The organism is Syntrophales bacterium, from assembly GCA_030655775.1.
Classification (GTDB): domain Bacteria; phylum Desulfobacterota; class Syntrophia; order Syntrophales; family JADFWA01; genus JAUSPI01.
Genome location: JAUSPI010000217.1, coordinates 1 through 18,645, shown reverse-complemented (window position 1 = coordinate 18,645; position 18,645 = coordinate 1). Strand labels below are relative to the sequence as shown.

At 43.0% G+C, this 18,645-nt stretch carries 19 protein-coding genes; 12 read left to right on the top strand and 7 right to left on the bottom strand.

Annotated elements, in window-relative coordinates; translation table 11 throughout:
• Window positions 1-210 precede the first annotated feature (210 nt).
• A complete protein-coding gene (locus Q7J27_11880) occupies window positions 211-735 on the top strand; it encodes a hypothetical protein (protein MDO9529838.1) in 525 nt (174 codons plus the stop codon).
• 47 nt (window positions 736-782) lie between these two features.
• Entirely contained in the window at window positions 783-1,067 is a 285-nt protein-coding gene (locus Q7J27_11875) for a zinc ribbon domain-containing protein (GenBank protein ID MDO9529837.1), read from the top strand.
• A 287-nt stretch (window positions 1,068-1,354) separates the two neighbouring features.
• Here the strand turns inward: Q7J27_11875 and gyrB are convergent, their stop codons facing one another.
• The 6 genes from gyrB to rsmG form a co-directional block, all read right to left on the bottom strand.
• Window positions 1,355-3,763, bottom strand: a complete 2,409-nt coding sequence (gyrB, locus tag Q7J27_11870; protein ID MDO9529836.1) for a DNA topoisomerase (ATP-hydrolyzing) subunit B — start codon at window positions 3,761-3,763, stop codon at window positions 1,355-1,357.
• A gap of 29 nt (window positions 3,764-3,792) precedes the next feature.
• Complete coding sequence (dnaN, locus tag Q7J27_11865) at window positions 3,793-4,917, bottom strand: DNA polymerase III subunit beta (protein MDO9529835.1); 1,125 nt, start codon at window positions 4,915-4,917, stop codon at window positions 3,793-3,795.
• A gap of 188 nt (window positions 4,918-5,105) precedes the next feature.
• On the bottom strand, window positions 5,106-6,449 hold the full coding sequence (dnaA, locus tag Q7J27_11860) for a chromosomal replication initiator protein DnaA (GenBank protein MDO9529834.1): 1,344 nt from the start codon (window positions 6,447-6,449) through the stop codon (window positions 5,106-5,108).
• A 214-nt stretch (window positions 6,450-6,663) separates the two neighbouring features.
• The gene (locus Q7J27_11855; GenBank protein MDO9529833.1) at window positions 6,664-7,521 is read right to left on the bottom strand and encodes a ParB/RepB/Spo0J family partition protein; all 858 of its coding nucleotides are present in this window, start codon (window positions 7,519-7,521) and stop codon (window positions 6,664-6,666) included.
• Window positions 7,522-8,292 (bottom strand): AAA family ATPase, encoded by a 771-nt coding sequence (locus Q7J27_11850; protein MDO9529832.1) that lies wholly within the window; start codon window positions 8,290-8,292, stop codon window positions 7,522-7,524. It abuts the gene before it with no gap.
• 86 nt (window positions 8,293-8,378) lie between these two features.
• Window positions 8,379-9,179, bottom strand: coding sequence for a 16S rRNA (guanine(527)-N(7))-methyltransferase RsmG (rsmG, locus tag Q7J27_11845; GenBank protein ID MDO9529831.1), 801 nt, complete (start codon window positions 9,177-9,179; stop codon window positions 8,379-8,381).
• Between the two features lie 41 nt (window positions 9,180-9,220).
• On the opposite strand from rsmG, the gene Q7J27_11840 reads away from it, so the two are divergent.
• The 8 genes from Q7J27_11840 to Q7J27_11805 all read left to right on the top strand — a co-directional run bounded on the left by Q7J27_11840 (window position 9,221) and on the right by Q7J27_11805 (window position 16,427).
• Window positions 9,221-9,709 (top strand): zinc ribbon domain-containing protein, encoded by a 489-nt coding sequence (locus Q7J27_11840; protein ID MDO9529830.1) that lies wholly within the window; start codon window positions 9,221-9,223, stop codon window positions 9,707-9,709.
• A 3-nt stretch (window positions 9,710-9,712) separates the two neighbouring features.
• Window positions 9,713-10,450: an RNA methyltransferase gene (locus tag Q7J27_11835; GenBank protein MDO9529829.1), complete on the top strand. Its 738-nt coding sequence runs from the start codon at window positions 9,713-9,715 to the stop codon at window positions 10,448-10,450.
• A gap of 77 nt (window positions 10,451-10,527) precedes the next feature.
• Entirely contained in the window at window positions 10,528-11,685 is a 1,158-nt protein-coding gene (locus Q7J27_11830; GenBank protein ID MDO9529828.1) for an iron-containing alcohol dehydrogenase, read from the top strand.
• A gap of 157 nt (window positions 11,686-11,842) precedes the next feature.
• A complete protein-coding gene (locus Q7J27_11825; protein ID MDO9529827.1) occupies window positions 11,843-13,072 on the top strand; it encodes a DegT/DnrJ/EryC1/StrS family aminotransferase in 1,230 nt (409 codons plus the stop codon).
• Window positions 13,073-13,159: 87 nt separating this feature from the next.
• On the top strand, window positions 13,160-14,131 hold the full coding sequence (rfaD, locus tag Q7J27_11820; protein ID MDO9529826.1) for an ADP-glyceromanno-heptose 6-epimerase: 972 nt from the start codon (window positions 13,160-13,162) through the stop codon (window positions 14,129-14,131).
• Window positions 14,131-14,877 carry a 3-deoxy-manno-octulosonate cytidylyltransferase gene (gene kdsB, locus Q7J27_11815; GenBank protein MDO9529825.1) on the top strand — a complete coding sequence of 249 codons (747 nt, stop codon included), beginning with the start codon at window positions 14,131-14,133 and terminating at the stop codon, window positions 14,875-14,877. Before rfaD ends, kdsB begins: the two co-directional genes overlap by 1 nt.
• Entirely contained in the window at window positions 14,877-15,623 is a 747-nt protein-coding gene (locus tag Q7J27_11810; protein MDO9529824.1) for an amidohydrolase family protein, read from the top strand. Before kdsB ends, Q7J27_11810 begins: the two co-directional genes overlap by 1 nt.
• A gap of 162 nt (window positions 15,624-15,785) precedes the next feature.
• Window positions 15,786-16,427 (top strand): MBL fold metallo-hydrolase, encoded by a 642-nt coding sequence (locus Q7J27_11805; protein ID MDO9529823.1) that lies wholly within the window; start codon window positions 15,786-15,788, stop codon window positions 16,425-16,427.
• On the opposite strand, the gene Q7J27_11800 is transcribed toward Q7J27_11805, so the two are convergent.
• On the bottom strand, window positions 16,414-16,932 hold the full coding sequence (locus Q7J27_11800) for a hypothetical protein (protein MDO9529822.1): 519 nt from the start codon (window positions 16,930-16,932) through the stop codon (window positions 16,414-16,416). The two genes, Q7J27_11805 and Q7J27_11800, sit on opposite strands and share 14 nt — an antisense overlap.
• A gap of 146 nt (window positions 16,933-17,078) precedes the next feature.
• Here Q7J27_11800 and Q7J27_11795 point away from each other — a divergent pair, with 146 nt between their 5' ends.
• A complete protein-coding gene (locus Q7J27_11795) occupies window positions 17,079-17,924 on the top strand; it encodes a fumarylacetoacetate hydrolase family protein (protein MDO9529821.1) in 846 nt (281 codons plus the stop codon).
• Window positions 17,921-18,352, top strand: coding sequence for a hotdog fold thioesterase (locus Q7J27_11790; protein MDO9529820.1), 432 nt, complete (start codon window positions 17,921-17,923; stop codon window positions 18,350-18,352). The genes Q7J27_11795 and Q7J27_11790 overlap by 4 nt, the downstream gene beginning before the upstream one ends.
• The last annotated feature ends 293 nt before the right edge of the window (window positions 18,353-18,645 follow it).

Genomic DNA, 18,645 nt, shown 5'->3' with positions numbered 1-18,645 from the left:
CTCTTTACCTCTTTCACCGTGCAACCAATAAAAAAGGCCTCTCTACCAAGGCCCATTTATTCCGATATTCTTTACCTTTATGTCAATACATTGTAAGAATTATTTGTAACGCTATATCAATTTATTGTGAAACTCTACACCCCGCTGGCCGCAAATTGATTGACACAAGCAAAAAAATGTATATATTAAGGTCGCGGAGAGTTGATACCTATGTACTTTCATACTTCACAAATAGTCCTGGCAAACAGGACGTTTGATCATGCTGAAAAGCTGGCCTCGACGTATTTCCGTCTGAGCCACAAGGAGCTCAAGGCTCACAGGTATGATGTCAAGACCTTGGAACACCTTGAAAAACATGAAATTAATGACACTGCATTTGCCCATCTTTGCAGGTACCACTGTCATAAGGGTGGGGATATAAGCGACCCTGACAAATTCCAGTTTTTCAGAATCTGCCTGCAGGATAACAGGATTCTCGATGCTGTTGAGAGGGCTAATTCTTTTATCAAACTGGTTCCCCTCATGTTGTATATAGCCACCCATGAACTTGTTCATGTAATACGGTTCAACAATGGGTCCAGTAATTTTGATGCGCCACTGGAAGAGAAGATCAAAGAAGAAGACAAAGTTCATTATATTACCCGTAATATGCTCAAGTCGATTGCCGATCCGGATCTGCGTCTTGTTATTGATTGCTTTCGTGATCAGTACAATATAGGGGATATATTAAATTGACCATTGAGTGCCGATGAATATGAAACTCGTGTGGAGGTTTTTATAGGATGCCAATTTACGAATATCAATGTAAAAAATGTGGCAAGAATTTTGATGTGTTGCAGAAAATTACAGACACGGAGGTTACGGCCTGTAATGCCTGTCATGGTCCCGTTAAAAAGTTAGTCTCCCTTTCCACTTTTCACCTGAAAGGTTCGGGCTGGTATGTAACTGATTACGGCGGGAAGAAAGCACCTGCCAGTAACGGTAGCAAAGATGAAATTCAAACTTCTTCTACTCCCAGTAAACCCGATACAGCAAAACCAGCTTCCAAAACGGACAGTAAAGACTGAAGTCCTTTTATACAGTAAATTATAAAGAGGTGGCCCAGATGTAGTGGAGACCACCTCTTTTAATTTGTTCAATTTCCTGACAAGTTCGTAAAAAGTCTTTTCGGAGCGAATTAAAGCATTTTGGGAAAAAGATGGTGGTAGTGACCGGCGTTAAGAAAATCTAACTGTTTGAGTGCGTTAGCACGAGTTTTAGATTTTTAGCCGGGCAATAACAGCATCCCCAAAATGGTTCTGAGCGAATAAAACTGACTTTTTACGAGTGCATCATTTCCTGAATTGCAAATAATCTATATGTCAAGGTTAGATACTTTGAGTGCATTTTCGTATATAAAGGCTCTCCTCGGCTCCACCTGATCACCCATGAGCGTCGTAAATATTGCATCTGCAACGACCGGATCCTCCACTTTCACCTGAAGGAGCGTTCTCTTCTCCGGGTCCATCGTTGTTGCCCACAGCTGTCCAGGATTCATCTCTCCCAATCCCTTATAACGCTGAATAGACATCCCCTTTTTCCCGCTATTTAGCACACATTCTACGAGAGAAGTCATACTGTCAAGCTGTTGATGTGGTTTGTCGTCCGCCTCTTTTTCTGCCACCAGGTACGGCGCTTCCCCCAGATAGCTCAACTGGTTTAGAAGTTCCCTTGCCCTGGCAAATTTAGGCACATTAAATATATCTTTATCATGATACACCTTGAGGAGACGGCCGTTTTCCACCACATTAAAAAACAATTTATATCCACCATGCTCTTCGTCCATCTCAGCCCAGCAATCACCTATCTTATCTTCTATAGCCATACTGATCCTTTTTCCAACCTTAACAAGAGTTTCTTCATGCCTGAAAACGTCTTCGTTAAAAGCCGGGTCTCCTGCCAGTAATCTAACGATGTCTTTATTTTTCCCTTCATTCTCAAACTTGTTCAATATAGCATCCAGTTTTATGCCTTTCTTGATCAGACCATACAGACGGCTTCCCGTCACACTACTTCCATCACCCAGCATAACCTGCACCTTGTTGACGCCATTATCCAGGATGTAGTTTTCCATTTCCTCGGCTGTATTAATATATCTTTCTGCACTTTTGTTAGAGACCCGAAAGAGTGGTGGCTGCGCTATATATAAATGCCCTCTTTCTACCAGCCCTTTCATGTGCCTGAAAAAGAATGTTAAGAGAAGGGTCCTGATATGAGACCCGTCGACATCGGCATCTGTCATAATAATAACTTTATGATACCGGAGCTTGCTAATATCGTAGTCTTCTTCTCCGATGCCTATCCCGAGGGCTGTAATGATTATTTTAATCTCCTCATTGTTGAGCATCTTGTCGAATCTTGCTTTTTCAACATTTAACAGTTTTCCTCTAAGGGGCAGTATCGCCTGGTTTTTCCTGTCTCGACCCTGCTTAGCCGATCCACCAGCCGAGTCTCCCTCCACAAGATACAGCTCACTTCCTGCGGGATCTTTCTCCTGGCAGTCTGCCAGTTTTCCAGGAAGCGAACTAATTTCAAGTGCCGTCTTTCTTCTGGTAAGCTCCCTCGCTTTCCGAGCCGCTTCCCTGGCCCTTGAAGCCTCAACTGCCTTATGTATAATCTGTTTCGCAACAACCGGATTTTCTTCCAGGTAATGTCCCATCTTTTCATATACAATACCTTCCACCAAACCCTTGACTTCACTGTTACCCAGTTTCGTTTTTGTCTGCCCTTCAAACTGGGGCTGAACCAACCTTATGCTAATGACACACGCAAGTCCTTCACGAATATCCTCACCTTTAAAAGATTCTTTTCCAGGCTTTAAAAGGTTATTACTGATTGCATAATTATTAATCACCCTGGTAAGGGCTGACCTGAACCCGATTAAATGCGTTCCGCCTTCTGTAGTATTGATGCTATTTGCAAAAGAAAAGGTGTTCTCCGCGTACGTATCATTATACTGTATGGCAACCTCAACCTGACAATCTTCCTTAGAACCATTTATGAAAATCGGTTTTTTATGAAGTGTCTTTCTGTGTCTGTTTATGTATTCGACAAAGGAAACTATTCCACCTTTATACAAAAACTCGGCGTTTTTATCTGTTCTTTCATCCTTCAGGTTGATTTTGACACCCTTATTTAAAAAAGCCAGCTCCCGTAATCTGTTAGTAAGAACCTCAAAACTGAATTCTATATCTTCAAATATTTCCAGATCGGGTTGAAATGTAATCTTTGTACCCCTTCTCTTCGTATGACCCACTTCTTTAAGAGAATCTGCTGGTACACCCTTTTTGTAAGACTGTCTATATACCCGGCCATCCCGTCGCACCTCCAGCTCAAGATACTCTGACAGAGCATTCACCACGGAAATCCCAACACCATGAAGACCCCCTGACATCTTATAGTCATCACTGGAAAATTTCGCACCTGAGTGTAGCTTTGTCATTACAACTTCCGCTGCCGAGACATGCTCGGTCTTATGCATATCAACAGGAATCCCCCGACCGTTATCATCTACCGTGACACTATTATCTACTCTAATCTTGACATCAATTTTATCGCAAAAGCCGGCGGATGCCTCATCAATACTGTTGTCGACGACCTCATAAACAAGATGGTGAAGACCCCCCTTTCCGGTACTACCTATATACATGGCGGGCCTCTTTCTTACGGCTTCAAGGCCCTCCAGTACTTTTATACTATCTGCACGATAACTCGTTTCTATCATTCTTCCTCGAAAACTCCCCTCATTAAACTTTACATCTTAAGCGGCATAACGATACAGATATAACGATCGTTTCCCGCTTCGCTAATCACCCCCGGTCTAAGTCCCGGTCTTATATCAAATACTATGCTGTCCCCGCTTATTACTTGAACTCCATCTATTAAATAACCAACATTGTAAACTACTTCAATTTCTTCACCTCTATATGAAATATCTATTTCCTCATTTGCCTCTCCGATATCAGGATTTGTTGAATTGAGAATCATCTTATTTTCTGTAATCGTGATCTTTACACCGCTGTATTTGTCGCTCGATATCACACTCATTCGTTTTAGTGAGTGTAAAAATTGTTCCCTGTCCAACTGAACCGAAACTCCTTTATCGGTCGGCATAACTTTTTTATACTCCGGATACTCTGAATCCACCAGGCTAATCCTCAAAATTGTATCATCTTTCTTAAAAACGCATTTCCCTTTTTTAACTCCAACTTCTATATATTCACTTCCATTATCAACTAATTTTTTAACCTCGCTAATTCCCTTCCTTGAAATAATAATTCCACCACTAATATCTATAAATTCACCTTCTTCTTCTTCAAAATTTACAAGAGACAATCTGTGCCCATCAGTCGCAACCATTCTCATCCAATACCCCTTATCCTTCTTTTCTGTTTCTAAAAAGGCACCATTCAAATGACTCCTCATCTCCTCTTTCGACATCGAAAAAAAAGTCTTATCTATCATTTCACCTATCATATTACTTTTTACTTTAAAGAAAGTTATCCCTTCATCGCCCAACACCTCTGCCTCTGGAAAATCATCCGCCGAAATACCGGGAATCTTATACATAATCTTTCCACACGTTATATTGACCCAATTATTTTCTCCCTTTTTAAAACTTATAAGATCCCCCTGAATTTCTCTTATCATTTCAAATGTTTTCCTTGCTGAAAGCGTTATAACGCCATCAGATATAATCTCCGCATCATAGTACGAAACCAATCCTATTTCCCTGTCCGTAGCAGCAACTTTTATTCTATTCCCTTCCGTTTTTATCAGGATATTATTTAAAATTGGTGTCGTCGTTTTTATTTCCACAATACCAAGAGTTTTTTGTATTCCCTCTAAAAGTAATGACCTTTTTATATTAAATTGCATTTAATCACCTATCTTTCTCACATCAATTTTAATATTTCTCAATTAAGTATACTAATATATAATAGTAGTAGTAGTAAGATCAGTTGATATGTGGATAACTATTTTTATTCAATTATTACAAGCATGTTTATCATATAGTCTCTGTTAGTGAAATATTTAGATATGTTACTGAGTTTTATATAAACGCATTAGGTCTTGACTCGTAATGAATCTTCTATTTCCCCTATCAAGTTTCTTATTTTAACATCCTTTTCCATGAGTTTCTTTATCTTATTATTAGCGTATATGACTGTCGAGTGATCCTTACCTCCCATTTCCGATCCTATCTCCGGATATGATAAATTGGTTATCTTTCTCGACAGATACATTACAATTTGTCTTGGCAGAATGAAAGCTTTATTTCTCTTTTGGGATTTAATGTCAGATTTTTTCACGTTAAACTTATTAGCAGCTGCCCTAATGATCTCATCAATGGTAATTTCTTTTACACCCTCATGCCCGAGAAGTTTTTCAAGTACTCCTTTTGTAGTATCTATATCTATTTTTTCCCCCGTAAGAGAAGTGTATGCACCTATTCTTATGAGGTAACCTTCAAGCTCTCTTATGTTTGACTCCACCCTTGAGGCGATATAATGGGCGACATTATCGGGTATTGAGATATTAATTTCCTGTGCCTTCTTTTTGATAATGGCAACCTTTGTTTCTGTTTCCGGTGGTTGAATGTCTGCTATGAGACCCCATTCAAATCTTGAGCGTAATCTTTTCTCGAGGTTTGGAATGTCTTTTGGGAATTTGTCGCTTGTAACAACAATTTGTTTAGCAGAGTCATGTAATCTATTGAATGTGTGGAAAAATTCTTCCTGTGTCCTTTCCTTTCCAGCTATAAATTGGATATCATCAATTAGAAGGGAATCTATATTTCTGAATTTCTCACGGAAGGTTTGCATTTTGTCATATCTTATGGCGTTGATAAGTTCATTCATGAATTCCTCAGCTGAAAGGTATAAAACATTTCTTTCGTGGTAGAGAGAGAGGGTGTGGAGGCCGATGGCGTTGAGAAGGTGTGTCTTTCCAAGTCCGACTCCGCCATATATAAACAGAGGATTGTAATTCTTTGCCGGCTGCTCGGCAACAGCTATAGCTGCAGCATGTGCAAACTGATTACTTGAACCAACAACAAATCTCTCAAAATTGTAGTGAGAATTGAGCGAGGGGAAAACTCTTTTTATACTCACAGCAGGCTTCGTTTTATGTGTTGTTTTGTGACTCCTTTCAACGGCTGTATCCGTTTTTTCGTTCCTTACGGTAAAATTTATATTTACGTCAATGCCCATTACCCCAGATAGGGATTCCCTCATGATAGGCAGATAATTTTCGGTTAACCAGTCATTAAAGAACTTATTAGGTACAGAAAGACCTATATTATTTCCTTCAATAGAGGTAATGCTGATCGGACTTATCCATGTTTCGTAATTTTGCTTACTGATCTTTTCTTTAATAAAATTACAACTTTTTTCCCAGAGTATGTCCACGGCCCATTAACCTTATTAACAAATTTACCAACAACTGTTGATAAGTCTCATCTTGACAGATAAAGTAAAGACATTAACAATTCGCAAGAGTTATGTTTATAACAATAACAAACACTTGCAAATTCAACGTCGCCTGTAAAACCACTACTTACCGATATCTGATTATAGCGTATATAATATGAAAATTGCAAAAACACAAAAGATATTTTTATATTTATTCGTTTCCTGCTTCTCTTATAAACTGTACCAGTCTGTTTAGCTCTTCCGGGTTGGAAAACTTGATTTCGATAGTGCCAGCCTTCTTTGATTGTCTAATCTTAATAGATGTCATCAATTTAGACGATAGCTCCTTTTCCAGATCAACGATAGCTTGCTCCTTTTGGAGCTTCTTTTTTTGCCCCGGCAAGGCCTTTATGTTTTTGATTATAAGTTCCGTTTCTCGAACACTTAACCCCTTCTTGAGAATAGCTCCAAGGACCCGGACCTGTTCCTCGGCGGTACTGAGGGCAAGGAGTGCCCTTGCATGACCGGCGGATATGGTTTTTTGGGTCAGGGCATCCTTTACCCCTGAGGGCAGTTTAAGCAGTCTGACGGAATTGGCAATTGTCGATCTATCCCTGCCGACTCTGGATGATATTTCCTCTTGAGAAAGGAAAAATGTGTTCATGAGGGTTTGAAAAGCCTCTGCTTCTTCGATCGGGTTCAGCTCCTCGCGCTGTAGATTTTCTATAATTGAAATTTCAGCCATTTCACGGTCTTCAGCTTCCCTGATGATTACAGGAACATCCTTCAACCCTGCTTCCTGGGCGGCTCTCCAGCGACGTTCTCCCACAATTATTTCGTAGCCGGTGTCTGATCTCCTGACGACTATTGGTTGAATAATCCCATTTTTTTTGATGGAAGAGACGAGTTTTTCAAGGTCTTTTCTACTAAAGTTTTTTCTTGCCTGAAATCTGTTGGGGCAAAGCTCTTCAATGCCGCATATTACAAACTGAGGTTTATCATTTAAGTCGTCAAGAAGATCCGGAAACATCGCTCCCAGACCCTTGCCCAGCGAATTTTTTGGTGGCATTTATATCCTCCCATTGGACAGCATTTCTTGTGCAAGTTCCATATAGGAAATTGCACCACGCGACCCGATATCATAGAGAATTATCGGCAGTCCGTGGCTCGGACTTTCAGAGAGTCTTACATTTCTCGGGATAACGGTTTTAAAGACCTTTTTACCGAAATGTTTTCTAACATCTTCAGCAACCCTGTGGGAAAGCCTGTTTCTTGTGTCGAACATGGTCAAGAGTATCCCGCGGAGAAAAAGAGATGGATTAAGTCTTGCTTTAATGAGCTTTACCGTTTGCAGTAAATATCCGAGGCCCTCCATCGCGAAATATTCACACTGCAGAGGAATGATAAGATTGTCGGAAGCAACAAGGGAGTTGATTGTCAAAAAACCGAGAGAAGGAGGACAGTCTATAATAATAAACTCGTAGGGAGTATCCATTTTTTGTAAAAGATATTTGAGCCTTTTTTCCCTGTCCGGGAGAGAAACAAATTCTACTTCTACACCGATGAGGTCCCGATTAGAGGAAATTATGTCAAGAGTGGGGATCTGTGTGCTGACAATGACGTCCTTCAGGGGAACCTTACCTGTCAGTGAATGATACAGGTTCTTTTCGGCTATCAATGATTTCTCTATGCCTATGCCGTTTGATGCGTTTCCCTGGGGATCACAATCTATGAGAAGTGTTCTCTTTTCCGTTGCTGCTAACGACGCTGACAGGTTGATTGCCGTTGTCGTTTTGCCGACACCGCCTTTTTGATTGGCTATACATATAATTTTGCGCATTATTCATCGAAACATTATTGGATTTTTACGGTAAGGAAAGAGATGCTGAAAGCTACCATAAAAAAGAAGGTTTTTGAAGGAATATTTTAGTTGCGGGCCTTTTTATAGACGACGATATTTCTGCGATCTCCTGTAACAGGTAGCTCGATTGTGTGGCATTCGGCATATTCCAGTCCCGTTTTTGTGGATATTTCTTCAGCTTGCTCAAGTTCCTCATCGATGTTAATTCCCTTCATGGCAATTAGGATTCCGCCCGGGGAGATGAAATACTCGCCCATTGTGAGAAATTGCGGTAGCTTGAAGGAAGCCCTGGATATTATGACATCAAAGATGCCACGGTACGTTGGGTCCTTCATCAGCAGTTCAGCCCTCCTGTTAATGACGGTTGTGTGATGAAGCTGAAGCTTACGAACAATATTTTTGAGAAATGAAACCTTTTTACGGGAAGAGTCAAGAAGGGTTACCCTCAGCCGGTCTTCTGCTATCTTCAGAGGGATTCCCGGAAAACCGGCGCCTGTACCAATGTCCAAAAGAGAAGAGCTCTTATTCTTTACAAAATTTAGAGGGGTAAGTGAGTCGATGAAGTGCTTTATCGGTATATCAAGCTCAGACTTGACAGACACAAGATTAATTTTTGCGTTCCAGAAAATAAGCTCCCTGTAGTATTCCTCAAAGAGAGAGATGTGCCTTTCTCCGAGATTCACGCCTATCGCACGTGAGGCCTCGGTTAGTATTCTGGGAAGAAGATCGTCCATTGTTCTAAAGCCCGAAAACATATTTTTTATATAAAAACCCCCTTTCCATACCATTTTTATCCGGTGCGTGTAAATGCCAATCAAAGCTGCTTCGATAAAAGAGAGAAGAACATTGCTTTTACTGATAAACATATTATAATTGAAAAAGTTTGCCAAGAGAGGTGTTATAAAAAATGCCGATATATGAGTTTTACTGTGAGAAGTGCAACACGATATATAACTTTTTTTCACGGTCGGTGAATACCGAGAAGGTTCCACTTTGTCCGCATTGTGCAACAATTAAGTTAAAGCGTCAGATGTCCATCTTTGCCACAATTTCCGGGGGCAAAGAAGAGGGAGATGATGACATGCCGCCGATTGATGAGGCAAAAATGGAAAAGGCAATGGCAATGCTTGCCGGCGAGGCGGACAAAATGGACGAAGATGACCCGCGCCAGGCCGCAATGCTGATGAGGAAACTTTCGGATACTGCCGGTCTGGAGCTGGGCTCCGGTATGGAAGAGGCTTTGGGCCGTATGGAAGCGGGTGAAGATCCGGAGAAAATTGAAAAAGAGATGGGAGAACTGCTGGAGGGAGAAGACCCGTTTATTTTGAATCGTAAGGGAGGGAAAGGCGTTAGGAAACTAAAACCTCGAGTGGACGAGAAGCTCTACGACCTTTGAAGAATGCATACGACGGCAAAGAGAGAAAACATCACAATCGTCTTAAATAATCCGAAATATCCCGGAAACATCGGTTCTGTGGCACGATGTGCAAAAAATACGGGGATTGAGAAACTCTTTATCGTTGGACACAGTGATCCCGACATAGAAGAAATAAAAAAAATGGCAACCCATTTTGCCGCCGATGTAATTGAAAACATGCAATGGTTCAGTCGATTGGAGGAGGCTCTCTCCGGTTTCCAATATGTTGTTGGAACCACATCCAGGCTGGGAAGTGTACGGGGACCTGTCGTTCATCCACGGGAGATGGCCGAACAGATTACGGATATTTCTCAGAACAATCAAGTCGCCATTCTCTTTGGGCCGGAGGATGCGGGGCTGACCAATGATGAGCTGAAATACTGTCATCTTCTGGTTACCATTCCCACCTCCGATGAGCTTAAATCGATCAATCTTTCTCATGCGGTGATGATCCTGTGCTATGAAATATTTACGGCGTGCACGCCGACAACCGAAAGATTTACACCGAAGCTGGCCACGTCATTTGAGCTTGAAGAAATGTACGACCATCTGAAGAAGATGCTGATAAAGATAGATTTTATCAACCTGGAAAACCCCGATCACTGGATGACAAGCATACGTCGTTTTCTTTCAAGGACGCAACTTTTTTCAAAAGAGGTGCAGATTATCCGCGGTATCTGCCGGCATGTTGAAAGGAGTATCGAGAACAAAAAGACTTGACTTTGCCCGGCCGGAAACTTAATTAGCAATTGACCGTAAAACTGTTAAACCTATAGCGTTAATTGGAGGCATTGAAAATGAACAAAACTTTCTCCTTTACAGGAGCGAAAAAGATAGTCTTTGGCAATGGTTCTTTTGATGAACTTGTAGAACATATTAAGGAGTCAGGTGGCAATAAGCCTCTGATAGTACTTGATAAAAACCTTTCTGAGACTGGATTCAGAGAGAAGGTTTCAGCGCTCCTCGATAGAGGTGGCATGAAGTATGCCATATTTGACAGGGTTGAAGCAGAACCCGCGTTGGAACTTGCCGATGAGGGAGCAAAAATTGCCCTTAAAGAGAAATGTGATGCAGTTGTGGGTATCGGTGGCGGAAGCGCCATGGATGTTGCGAAGGCGGTTGCCGTGCTCGCTGCCAATAAAGGAAAGGCCGTGGATTATTTAGGATTAAATAAGGTTCCGGGCCGCGGGCTTCCGAAGATAATGATTCCGACAACGGCCGGCACTGGAAGCGAGGTAACTTTTACAGCGGTATTTTCAAGAAAGGATCTGAAGAAGAAGGAGGGGATGAACAGCCCGTATCTTTATCCCGAATTGGCCCTTTTGGATCCAAGATTAACGCTGAGCCTTCCACCCGAACCGACCGCTGCTACCGGAATTGATGCGCTCTGTCACGCGATAGAATCCTACACATCCGTTAATTCAAGTCCTATGAGTGAACTGGTCTCTCTGGAGGCGATAGATTTGATATCACTTAGCCTTAGAACCTGTGTCCATAACGGCAGCAACCTTGAAGCCAGAGAGCAGATGCTTCTGGGCAGTCTTTACGCAGGCCTTGGCCTTGCCAATGCGGGTGTTGGCGCCGCCCATTCCCTTTCCTATCCTCTCGGCGGGAAGTACGGCATCTCGCACGGTTTAGCAAATACAATTATGCTTCCCCCCGTAATGGAGTTCAATCTGCCCGCCGCCCTTGAAAAATTTGTCGTCATCGCTGCCGTGATGGGAGAGCAGACAGAAGATATCCCGCTCAGAGATGCGGCATATTTAGCCGTAGAGGCGGTAGAGGCGCTGATAGAGGATTGCGGTATATTTACCGGACTGGAAGACCTCGGCATTCCCGAAGAAGATTTTCCGGAACTGGCGAAGGTTGCCATGACCGTGGCGAGACCCCTGGAAAACAATCCACGCAAGGTGACTCTTGAGGATGCTATAGCGATGTACGAGCAGGTTTATTGAATGTAAGCGTTGAGCTATAAGCCGTCAGCTTTCAGCAAGAACAAAGGATTAGGATAGTAGGTTGGGTTGAGGAACGAAACCCAACGAAAGGATTGTTGAATTGCTACAGCTTTGAACTCGAAACTCGAAACTTTAAACTCAACAGTTGGAGGCAAAAATGGCAGGTGCGGAAGTTATAGGGAAAGAAGAGATCAAAGAGGTTATGGATGTACTGGAGACGGGCGTCCTTTTCAGATATGGATTTGATAAAGAAAGAAAAGGAATCTTCAAAGTAAGGGAGTTTGAAGAGGCTTTTGCAAAGTATTGCGGTGCCGGATATGCCCTCGGTGTATCCTCCGGTTCTGCCGCACTGAAGGTCGCCCTTGCTGCCATGGGTGTCGGCCCGGGGGATGAGGTTATTGTCCCGGTGTTTACATTCGTTGCCACATATGAGGCGGTGCTGGAGGTGGGGGCAATTCCGGTAATGGCTGATGTTGATGAATCGCTTAACCTGGATCCCGATGATATTCAGGCGAAGATGACACCCTATACGAAGGCGGTCATCCCTGTCCACATGTGCGGAGCGCCTGCACGGATCGACAAGATTGTTGACGTTGCAAGGAAAAACAACCTTATGGTTCTTGAGGATAATGCTCAGGGCTGCGGCGGTAGCTACAAGGGAAAGAAGCTCGGGACATTTGGAGACATGGGGATATTCAGCTTTGATTATGTAAAAACGATAACTACCGGTGAGGGGGGCATGATTTTGACGGACAATAAAGCCCTCTACGGTCGTGCCGACGAGTATCACGACCACGGACATGACCATAACCCGAACGTAGGCAGGGCGATGGAGGGGAGAAGCATCCTCGGCTTTAATTACCGGATGGGTGAACTCCAGGGCGCATTGGGACTGGCACAGCTCGGAAAGCTGGAATATGTGATAGCTGAACAGAAGAAAAACAAGGCCAGAATCAAGGAGGCCATTGGAAAGATTAAAGGTGTGAAATTCAGGGAGATTCCGGATCCCGAAGGAGATACGGCTACCTTTCTTGCGTTCAATTTCCCCGAGGCCGAAATAACAAAGAAGTTTCAAAAGGCCTTGAGCAATGAGGGTATTGACACTGTCCTCTTTAAGGAGAATCTGTGGCATTATGTTCCCAACTGGGAGCATTTTCTTGCTCAATCCACGGCGAACTCAAAAAAGTACCCTTTTGCCAATCCGATGTATAAGGGAAAGATCGACTATAGTACAGCGGCTATCCCCCGGGCGGAAGATATATTCGGCAGGACACTTTTTATGGCGATTTCCGTAAAGATGTCAGAGGAAAAGATGGCTGGTATTCTAAGCGGGATTGAAAAAGCCGCGGAAAGCATACGGGAATTTCTGTTTAGGAGTTGGGTATAAAGGAGTAGTGCAGCCCTTCAGGGCTGCCGTGTTAATGCAAGGCTGAAGCCTTGCTCTACATTGTTGGTAGTTTAGGAGAAAACACCGATGCTTATAGTTACCGGAGGTGCCGGATTTATAGGTAGTGCCTTTGTCTGGAAGCTCAATTCCGAGGGGATCGATAATATTATTATTGTGGATAGGCTCGGGACAACAGACAAGTGGAAAAACCTGGTTAACGGACACTTTGTCGATTATTTTCACAAAGACGATTTCCTTGAGATGGTATGTGAAGACAGGGTTCCTTTCAATGTTAGGGGAGTCGTCCACATGGGGGCGTGCTCTTCTACCACTGAACGTGATGCGGACTATCTGATGGAGAACAATTACCATTACAGCCGCACACTTGCCGAGTGGGCAATGAAAAAGGGTATCCGTTTTGTCTACGCAAGCAGTGCGGCAACTTATGGAGATGGGGCAAAAGGATTTTCAGATGATGACGATATGACTTTATCACTTCGTCCAATTAATATGTACGGTTATTCCAAACAGCTTTTTGATCTCTGGGTCCTCCGGAATAAATTTCACCATAAATTTGCCGGCGTTAAATTCTTTAATGTCTTCGGGCCGAATGAGTACCATAAGGGGGACATGAAGAGCGTCGTGTATAAAGCATACCACCAGATAGCCAAAACGGGCACGGGCCGGCTTTTTAAGTCCTACAGGCCTGAATATAACGACGGGGAGCAGATACGTGATTTTATCTATATAAAAGATTGCGTTGAAGTCCTTTGGTGGCTGCTTGGAAAGCGGGAGGTAAACGGGCTTTTTAATCTGGGGACAGGTCGTGCCCGGACATGGAATGACCTTGTTACTGCGGTTTTTTCAGCGATGGGCCGTGATCCGCAGATTGACTATGTCGAGATGCCGGGGGCGATTCGTGATCAATACCAGTATTTCACCGAAGCGAAGATGGAAAAGCTTCACGCAACAGGTTGTTCCGTTTCTTTTCAGTCACTCGAAGATGCGGTTCATGATTATGTTGTTAATTACCTGGAGAAGAATGACCAGATTCTATAATGAAGATAATATGTATAATTCCAGCGAGGTACAAGTCCTCAAGGTTTGAAGGAAAGCCCCTGGCAGATATTTGCGGTAAGCCGATGATACAGCATGTCTATGAAAGGGTCCTGAAGTCGGCTACCGTATCGTATGCTGCCGTGGCTACGGATGATGAGGGAATCTTTGCGGTGGTTCAAAAATTTGGGGGCAATGTTATTATGACATCGCCTGAACACAGAACCGGAACGGATAGAATTGCCGAGGCCGTCTCAACCATCGACAATATTGAAGATACCGATATTGTTGTAAACATTCAGGGCGATCAGCCAATTTTTGAACCCATACAGATAGACGAAGTGGCAGGACCGCTTCTTGAAGATCCTTCCGTTGATATGAGCACTCTCATATACAGGATAAAAAGGAAGGAGGAGATAACTCACCCCAATGCAGTGAAGGTAGTTTTTGACAAGGATAAATTTGCCATCTATTTTTCCAGGGCTACCATTCCTTATGTAAGAAAAAGCGATTCAGAAGTTCCTTATTATAAGCATCACGGTATCTATGCATACAGGAAGTCTTTTCTGATGACTTTCACTCGTTTGGAGGAGGGGTATCTTGAGAGGCTGGAGGCCCTGGAGCAGTTGAGGGCGATGGAACATGGATACAGAATCAAGGTGGTTGAGACGCCGTATGATTCTGTTGAGGTGGATACGCCGGAAGAGCTGGAGAGGATTAAAAGACTGGTAAACGAAAGGGAGATTTAATGAAAGTTATTGATTCACACATCCACTGTGGCGTTGAGAATGTAAACCTGCCCTTTGAACTCATTAAGGGATATCTTGCTGAAGGGAATATTCAAGGGGCCTGCTTTTACGCTCCAGTAGAGGACATCTATGACCGTTATGATTACCATTTTGAGGATAATTACTCCTGGATAGCCTGCCGGCAGCGTGCTAACAGGTATCTGCTGGACATCCAAAGGTCGAACGAAGATATATTTGCATACTTTTTTGTCTGGAACGATTTCAGAAAGAAAGAATTGATGAAGGGATATAAAGGGGTTAAATGGCATCGTCATGAACATGAACCGGTTTATCATTACGATGATCCGAGGTGCGAGGATTTTCTGCAGGAGGTATATCGCCTTCAGTTGCCTGTTGTTCTGGAGGAATCTTTTGAAAATACAACATATTTTGTTAACAGAGTGGCGGGGCAGACACCGATTATTATTCCCCATCTGGGCGGTTTAAATGGAGGATTTTCTGCATTATTGAATTCGGGAATCTGGGACAATGAAACGATTTATGCCGACACGGCTCTTGCTTCTACGCGAGAAATGTCTGTTTTTTTAGAGAAGTATGGTAGTGAAAGACTTCTTTTTGGAAGTGATTTCCCCTTCAATTCCCCTCATAATGAATTGACCAAGGTGAAAAGCTTGAAACTCGATGAAAAAGATTACCGAAATGTTGTTTCCAGCAACATTTTAAAACTGATGAAAGTCTCGGGTTAGGCTGAACTGAACAGCGAGCGCATTATTCTTCATTCTTCGAATTACTTCGTTCCCCGCTGCTTGCGGCGGGGAGCTTCAAATTGCGAAAATGCAGCGCAGCCCTTTAAGGCTGCAACACTTGCAGGGCTAAAGCCCTGCATTCTATTGACAGGAGAAGACTTTATGCACGTAACAAACGGCCTCCATGCCTTTATGTGGCGTAATCCTGCAGCCAATAACTGCAATACATATTTAATTGACGGTTCAAAAAAAATAATAATCGATCCCGGGCACCTGAATTATTTTGCCAATGTCGGTGAAGGGCTTGCTGAGTTACATCTTTCCCTGGATCATATCGATGTGGTCATTACGACCCACGGGCATCCCGATCATATAGAGGCGGCACAACAGTTTGAAAAACCTGCTCTTTTTGCGATGAGCCAATTAGAGTACAAGTTTATTAAAGATATTGCCGGTAATTACTTCAAGATTCCGGAACCGGATTTTTTCCTGGGAGAGGGGGATCTGACGATTGGCGACAACTCGTTTCAGGTCATTGTTACCCCCGGACATTCTCCCGGTTCAGTGTGCCTTTACTGGCCTGAGCAGAAGGCACTGTTTACCGGTGACGTGATTTTCAATCGGGGAATCGGCCGGACTGATCTCCCGGGTGGAGACAGCAAGCTTTTAAAAGAAAGTATTAAAAGTATCTCGAAACTCGATGTAGAATATCTGCTGCCCGGACATGGAGAGATAGTGGTCGGTGCCGAGGCGGTCCAGGCCAATTTCCAGATGGTTGAAAACTATTGGTTCAATTATCTGTAACCGCTTGCAATCTTTTTTTGTACTCCGCTTCTAACTCTTGATAGTAGGTATCCCAGCTTTCATCAAGTGTCAGGTTTGGAATAACGGCTGAACCGAAGACACGTCTTTTCGTTAATAAATTTTTAATGTTTCCAAGTCTTTTTGATTTTTCAAAGGCGGCTTCCTTCTGGAAATCCTTTATAATATTTACAAATGGATCTTTTTTGATGTTCAAGATATCTTTCATCAGTTCCAATGTTTTTACATTATCATCATCCATCTGCAGACTTTCCAGTAATTCCTTCTTCAGAAGCTTTAAAAGCGTGGAATGGTTGTCTTGCCCTTCTTTTGTCAGCTCTGATTTGAGGGTTTCCTGATTTATCCGGTTGTCTATATATTTTAGAACCCATCCTTTTACTTTCGCCGCCAGCTCCGTCCGCCGCAGGTCTTCCTTTTCCGCTTCTGTCATGGTCAGGTTTTTTGTCTTTTCCATGATGATGTCTAAGGTGCTTTTTATTTCTCCCATTTTGCTTTCTTCTCTTCCAGATTTTTAGGTGGAAGATATCGTAAATTTATTCCATGTTCAAGATAAGAAAAATGTTTTTTGTTGAATGGAGTCAATGGTAGAGTTTGTCATAAAAATCTGATATTAGAAAATTCTGGAGGAGACAGGTGAAAATTATACACTTTCTTTCTGAAGACGGCCGTGAATTATACGGGGTTTTTGATCAACACCAGCCGGGCCGGGCATGTATTATTGAAGGGGATATTTTCGGTTTGTTTAATGCAACGTCTGAATTGGCGAAAATAAAGAAAATTCTCCCGCCGATTTCCCCGCCCAATGTTCTGGCAATGGGACTTAACTACCGCAGGCATGCCGATGAAACCGGCATGGAACATCCCGATATTCCCGTAATATTTATAAAAACCACGAACACCGTTATCGGTCCCGGATCACCTATCATCCTTCCCAAGGCAGGGCCCGATGAGGTTGATTATGAAGCGGAACTCGCCATTATCATCGGCAAAACAACAAAAAACGTATCCCCTCAGGATGCCATGCATTATATACTCGGGTACACCTGTGCCAATGATATCAGCGCTCGAGACTGGCAGATTCACAAGCAGAAAAAGCAATGGGCACGCGGTAAGAGCTTCGATACGTTCTGTCCGCTCGGCCCATATATTGTGACCCGTGACGAAATTCCGGATCCGGACAATCTTCGCATCCGTGCCATTCTTAACAGAAAGGTATTGCAGGATTCCAACACTTCCGATATGATTTTTGATGTCCGGACTATTGTGAGCGATCTCAGCAGGTCTATGACACTGCTTCCCGGCACTGTTATTTTGACGGGAACTCCTGAGGGAGTGGGTTTTACCAGGGAGCCGCCCGTCTTCCTGAAAGAAGGTGATGTTATTACCGTAAATATTGAAAAAATAGGGGAACTTACAAATCCGGTAAAAATGGAAGAGCGAGTCCTGATGCTAAACGAAAAGAGGAATTTTAAAAGGTGAGTCAGGATATCTACAAGGCGATTCACGCAAGGGTTAAAAAAGAACCTTTTGCCAAGAAGCTCGGCATGAAATTGATAGAAGTTAGCAAGGGCTATTCCGTTGTTGAGATGAAACTTACAAAGGAGATGGAAAATATCTTCGGCATGACCCACGGAGGAGCCATTTTTTCTTTGATGGATGAAGCCTTTGAAACGGCTTCAAACTCACACGGCACGGTGGCTTTTGCCCTGAATATGAATGTTACATATATATCGGCTCCGCGTACCGGGGACACTTTAAGGGCAGAGGCAACGGAAGTCAGTAAGACTTTGCGGACTGGAAATTATTCTATCAAGGTTACGGACACTAAAGGAGATCTGATTGCGGTCTGTCAGGCACTTGTTTACAGAAAGAAGGAAACATTACCGTTTTTAGGCAGGGATGATTGAAGAGAAGACGCAAAAAGCTTGCCGAAAACCGGCAGGACAGTGTTTTTTCTGCGATGATTATCATGTTAACCCGGGTCTTAATGAAAAAATTAAAAATGCAAAGAAAGCATATTCCCTGTAGAATGTCAACGATACTCTGTCATTTCGAAGGAGTCTTCACGACTGAGAAATCTTAGATTTCTCCCTGCGGTCGAAATGACATTTCTTGATTGACACGACAGTAGTTTACTGCGGGCATATTGAAGCTCCCCGCAACAAGTTGCGGGGAAACTCCGACTTCCAAGTAACTTAAA

Bases quoted from the DNA above. Each gene is read 5' to 3' on its own strand.
- Q7J27_11855 (MDO9529833.1), bottom strand. From the start codon at position 7,521: ATGCCACCAAAAAATTCGCTGGGCAAGGGTCTGGGAGCGATGTTTCCG.
- Q7J27_11850 (MDO9529832.1), bottom strand. From the start codon at position 8,292: ATGCGCAAAATTATATGTATAGCCAATCAAAAAGGCGGTGTCGGCAAA.
- Q7J27_11825 (MDO9529827.1), top strand. From the start codon at position 11,843: ATGGCAGGTGCGGAAGTTATAGGGAAAGAAGAGATCAAAGAGGTTATG.
- Q7J27_11840 (MDO9529830.1), top strand. From the start codon at position 9,221: ATGCCGATATATGAGTTTTACTGTGAGAAGTGCAACACGATATATAAC.
- Q7J27_11830 (MDO9529828.1), top strand. From the start codon at position 10,528: ATGAACAAAACTTTCTCCTTTACAGGAGCGAAAAAGATAGTCTTTGGC.
- Q7J27_11810 (MDO9529824.1), top strand. From the start codon at position 14,877: ATGAAAGTTATTGATTCACACATCCACTGTGGCGTTGAGAATGTAAAC.
- Q7J27_11835 (MDO9529829.1), top strand. From the start codon at position 9,713: ATGCATACGACGGCAAAGAGAGAAAACATCACAATCGTCTTAAATAAT.
- Q7J27_11875 (MDO9529837.1), top strand. From the start codon at position 783: ATGCCAATTTACGAATATCAATGTAAAAAATGTGGCAAGAATTTTGAT.
- Q7J27_11880 (MDO9529838.1), top strand. From the start codon at position 211: ATGTACTTTCATACTTCACAAATAGTCCTGGCAAACAGGACGTTTGAT.
- Q7J27_11800 (MDO9529822.1), bottom strand. From the start codon at position 16,932: ATGGGAGAAATAAAAAGCACCTTAGACATCATCATGGAAAAGACAAAA.
- Q7J27_11805 (MDO9529823.1), top strand. From the start codon at position 15,786: ATGCACGTAACAAACGGCCTCCATGCCTTTATGTGGCGTAATCCTGCA.
- kdsB (MDO9529825.1), top strand. From the start codon at position 14,131: ATGAAGATAATATGTATAATTCCAGCGAGGTACAAGTCCTCAAGGTTT.
- gyrB (MDO9529836.1), bottom strand. From the start codon at position 3,763: ATGATAGAAACGAGTTATCGTGCAGATAGTATAAAAGTACTGGAGGGC.
- rfaD (MDO9529826.1), top strand. From the start codon at position 13,160: ATGCTTATAGTTACCGGAGGTGCCGGATTTATAGGTAGTGCCTTTGTC.
- dnaN (MDO9529835.1), bottom strand. From the start codon at position 4,917: ATGCAATTTAATATAAAAAGGTCATTACTTTTAGAGGGAATACAAAAA.
- rsmG (MDO9529831.1), bottom strand. From the start codon at position 9,179: ATGTTTATCAGTAAAAGCAATGTTCTTCTCTCTTTTATCGAAGCAGCT.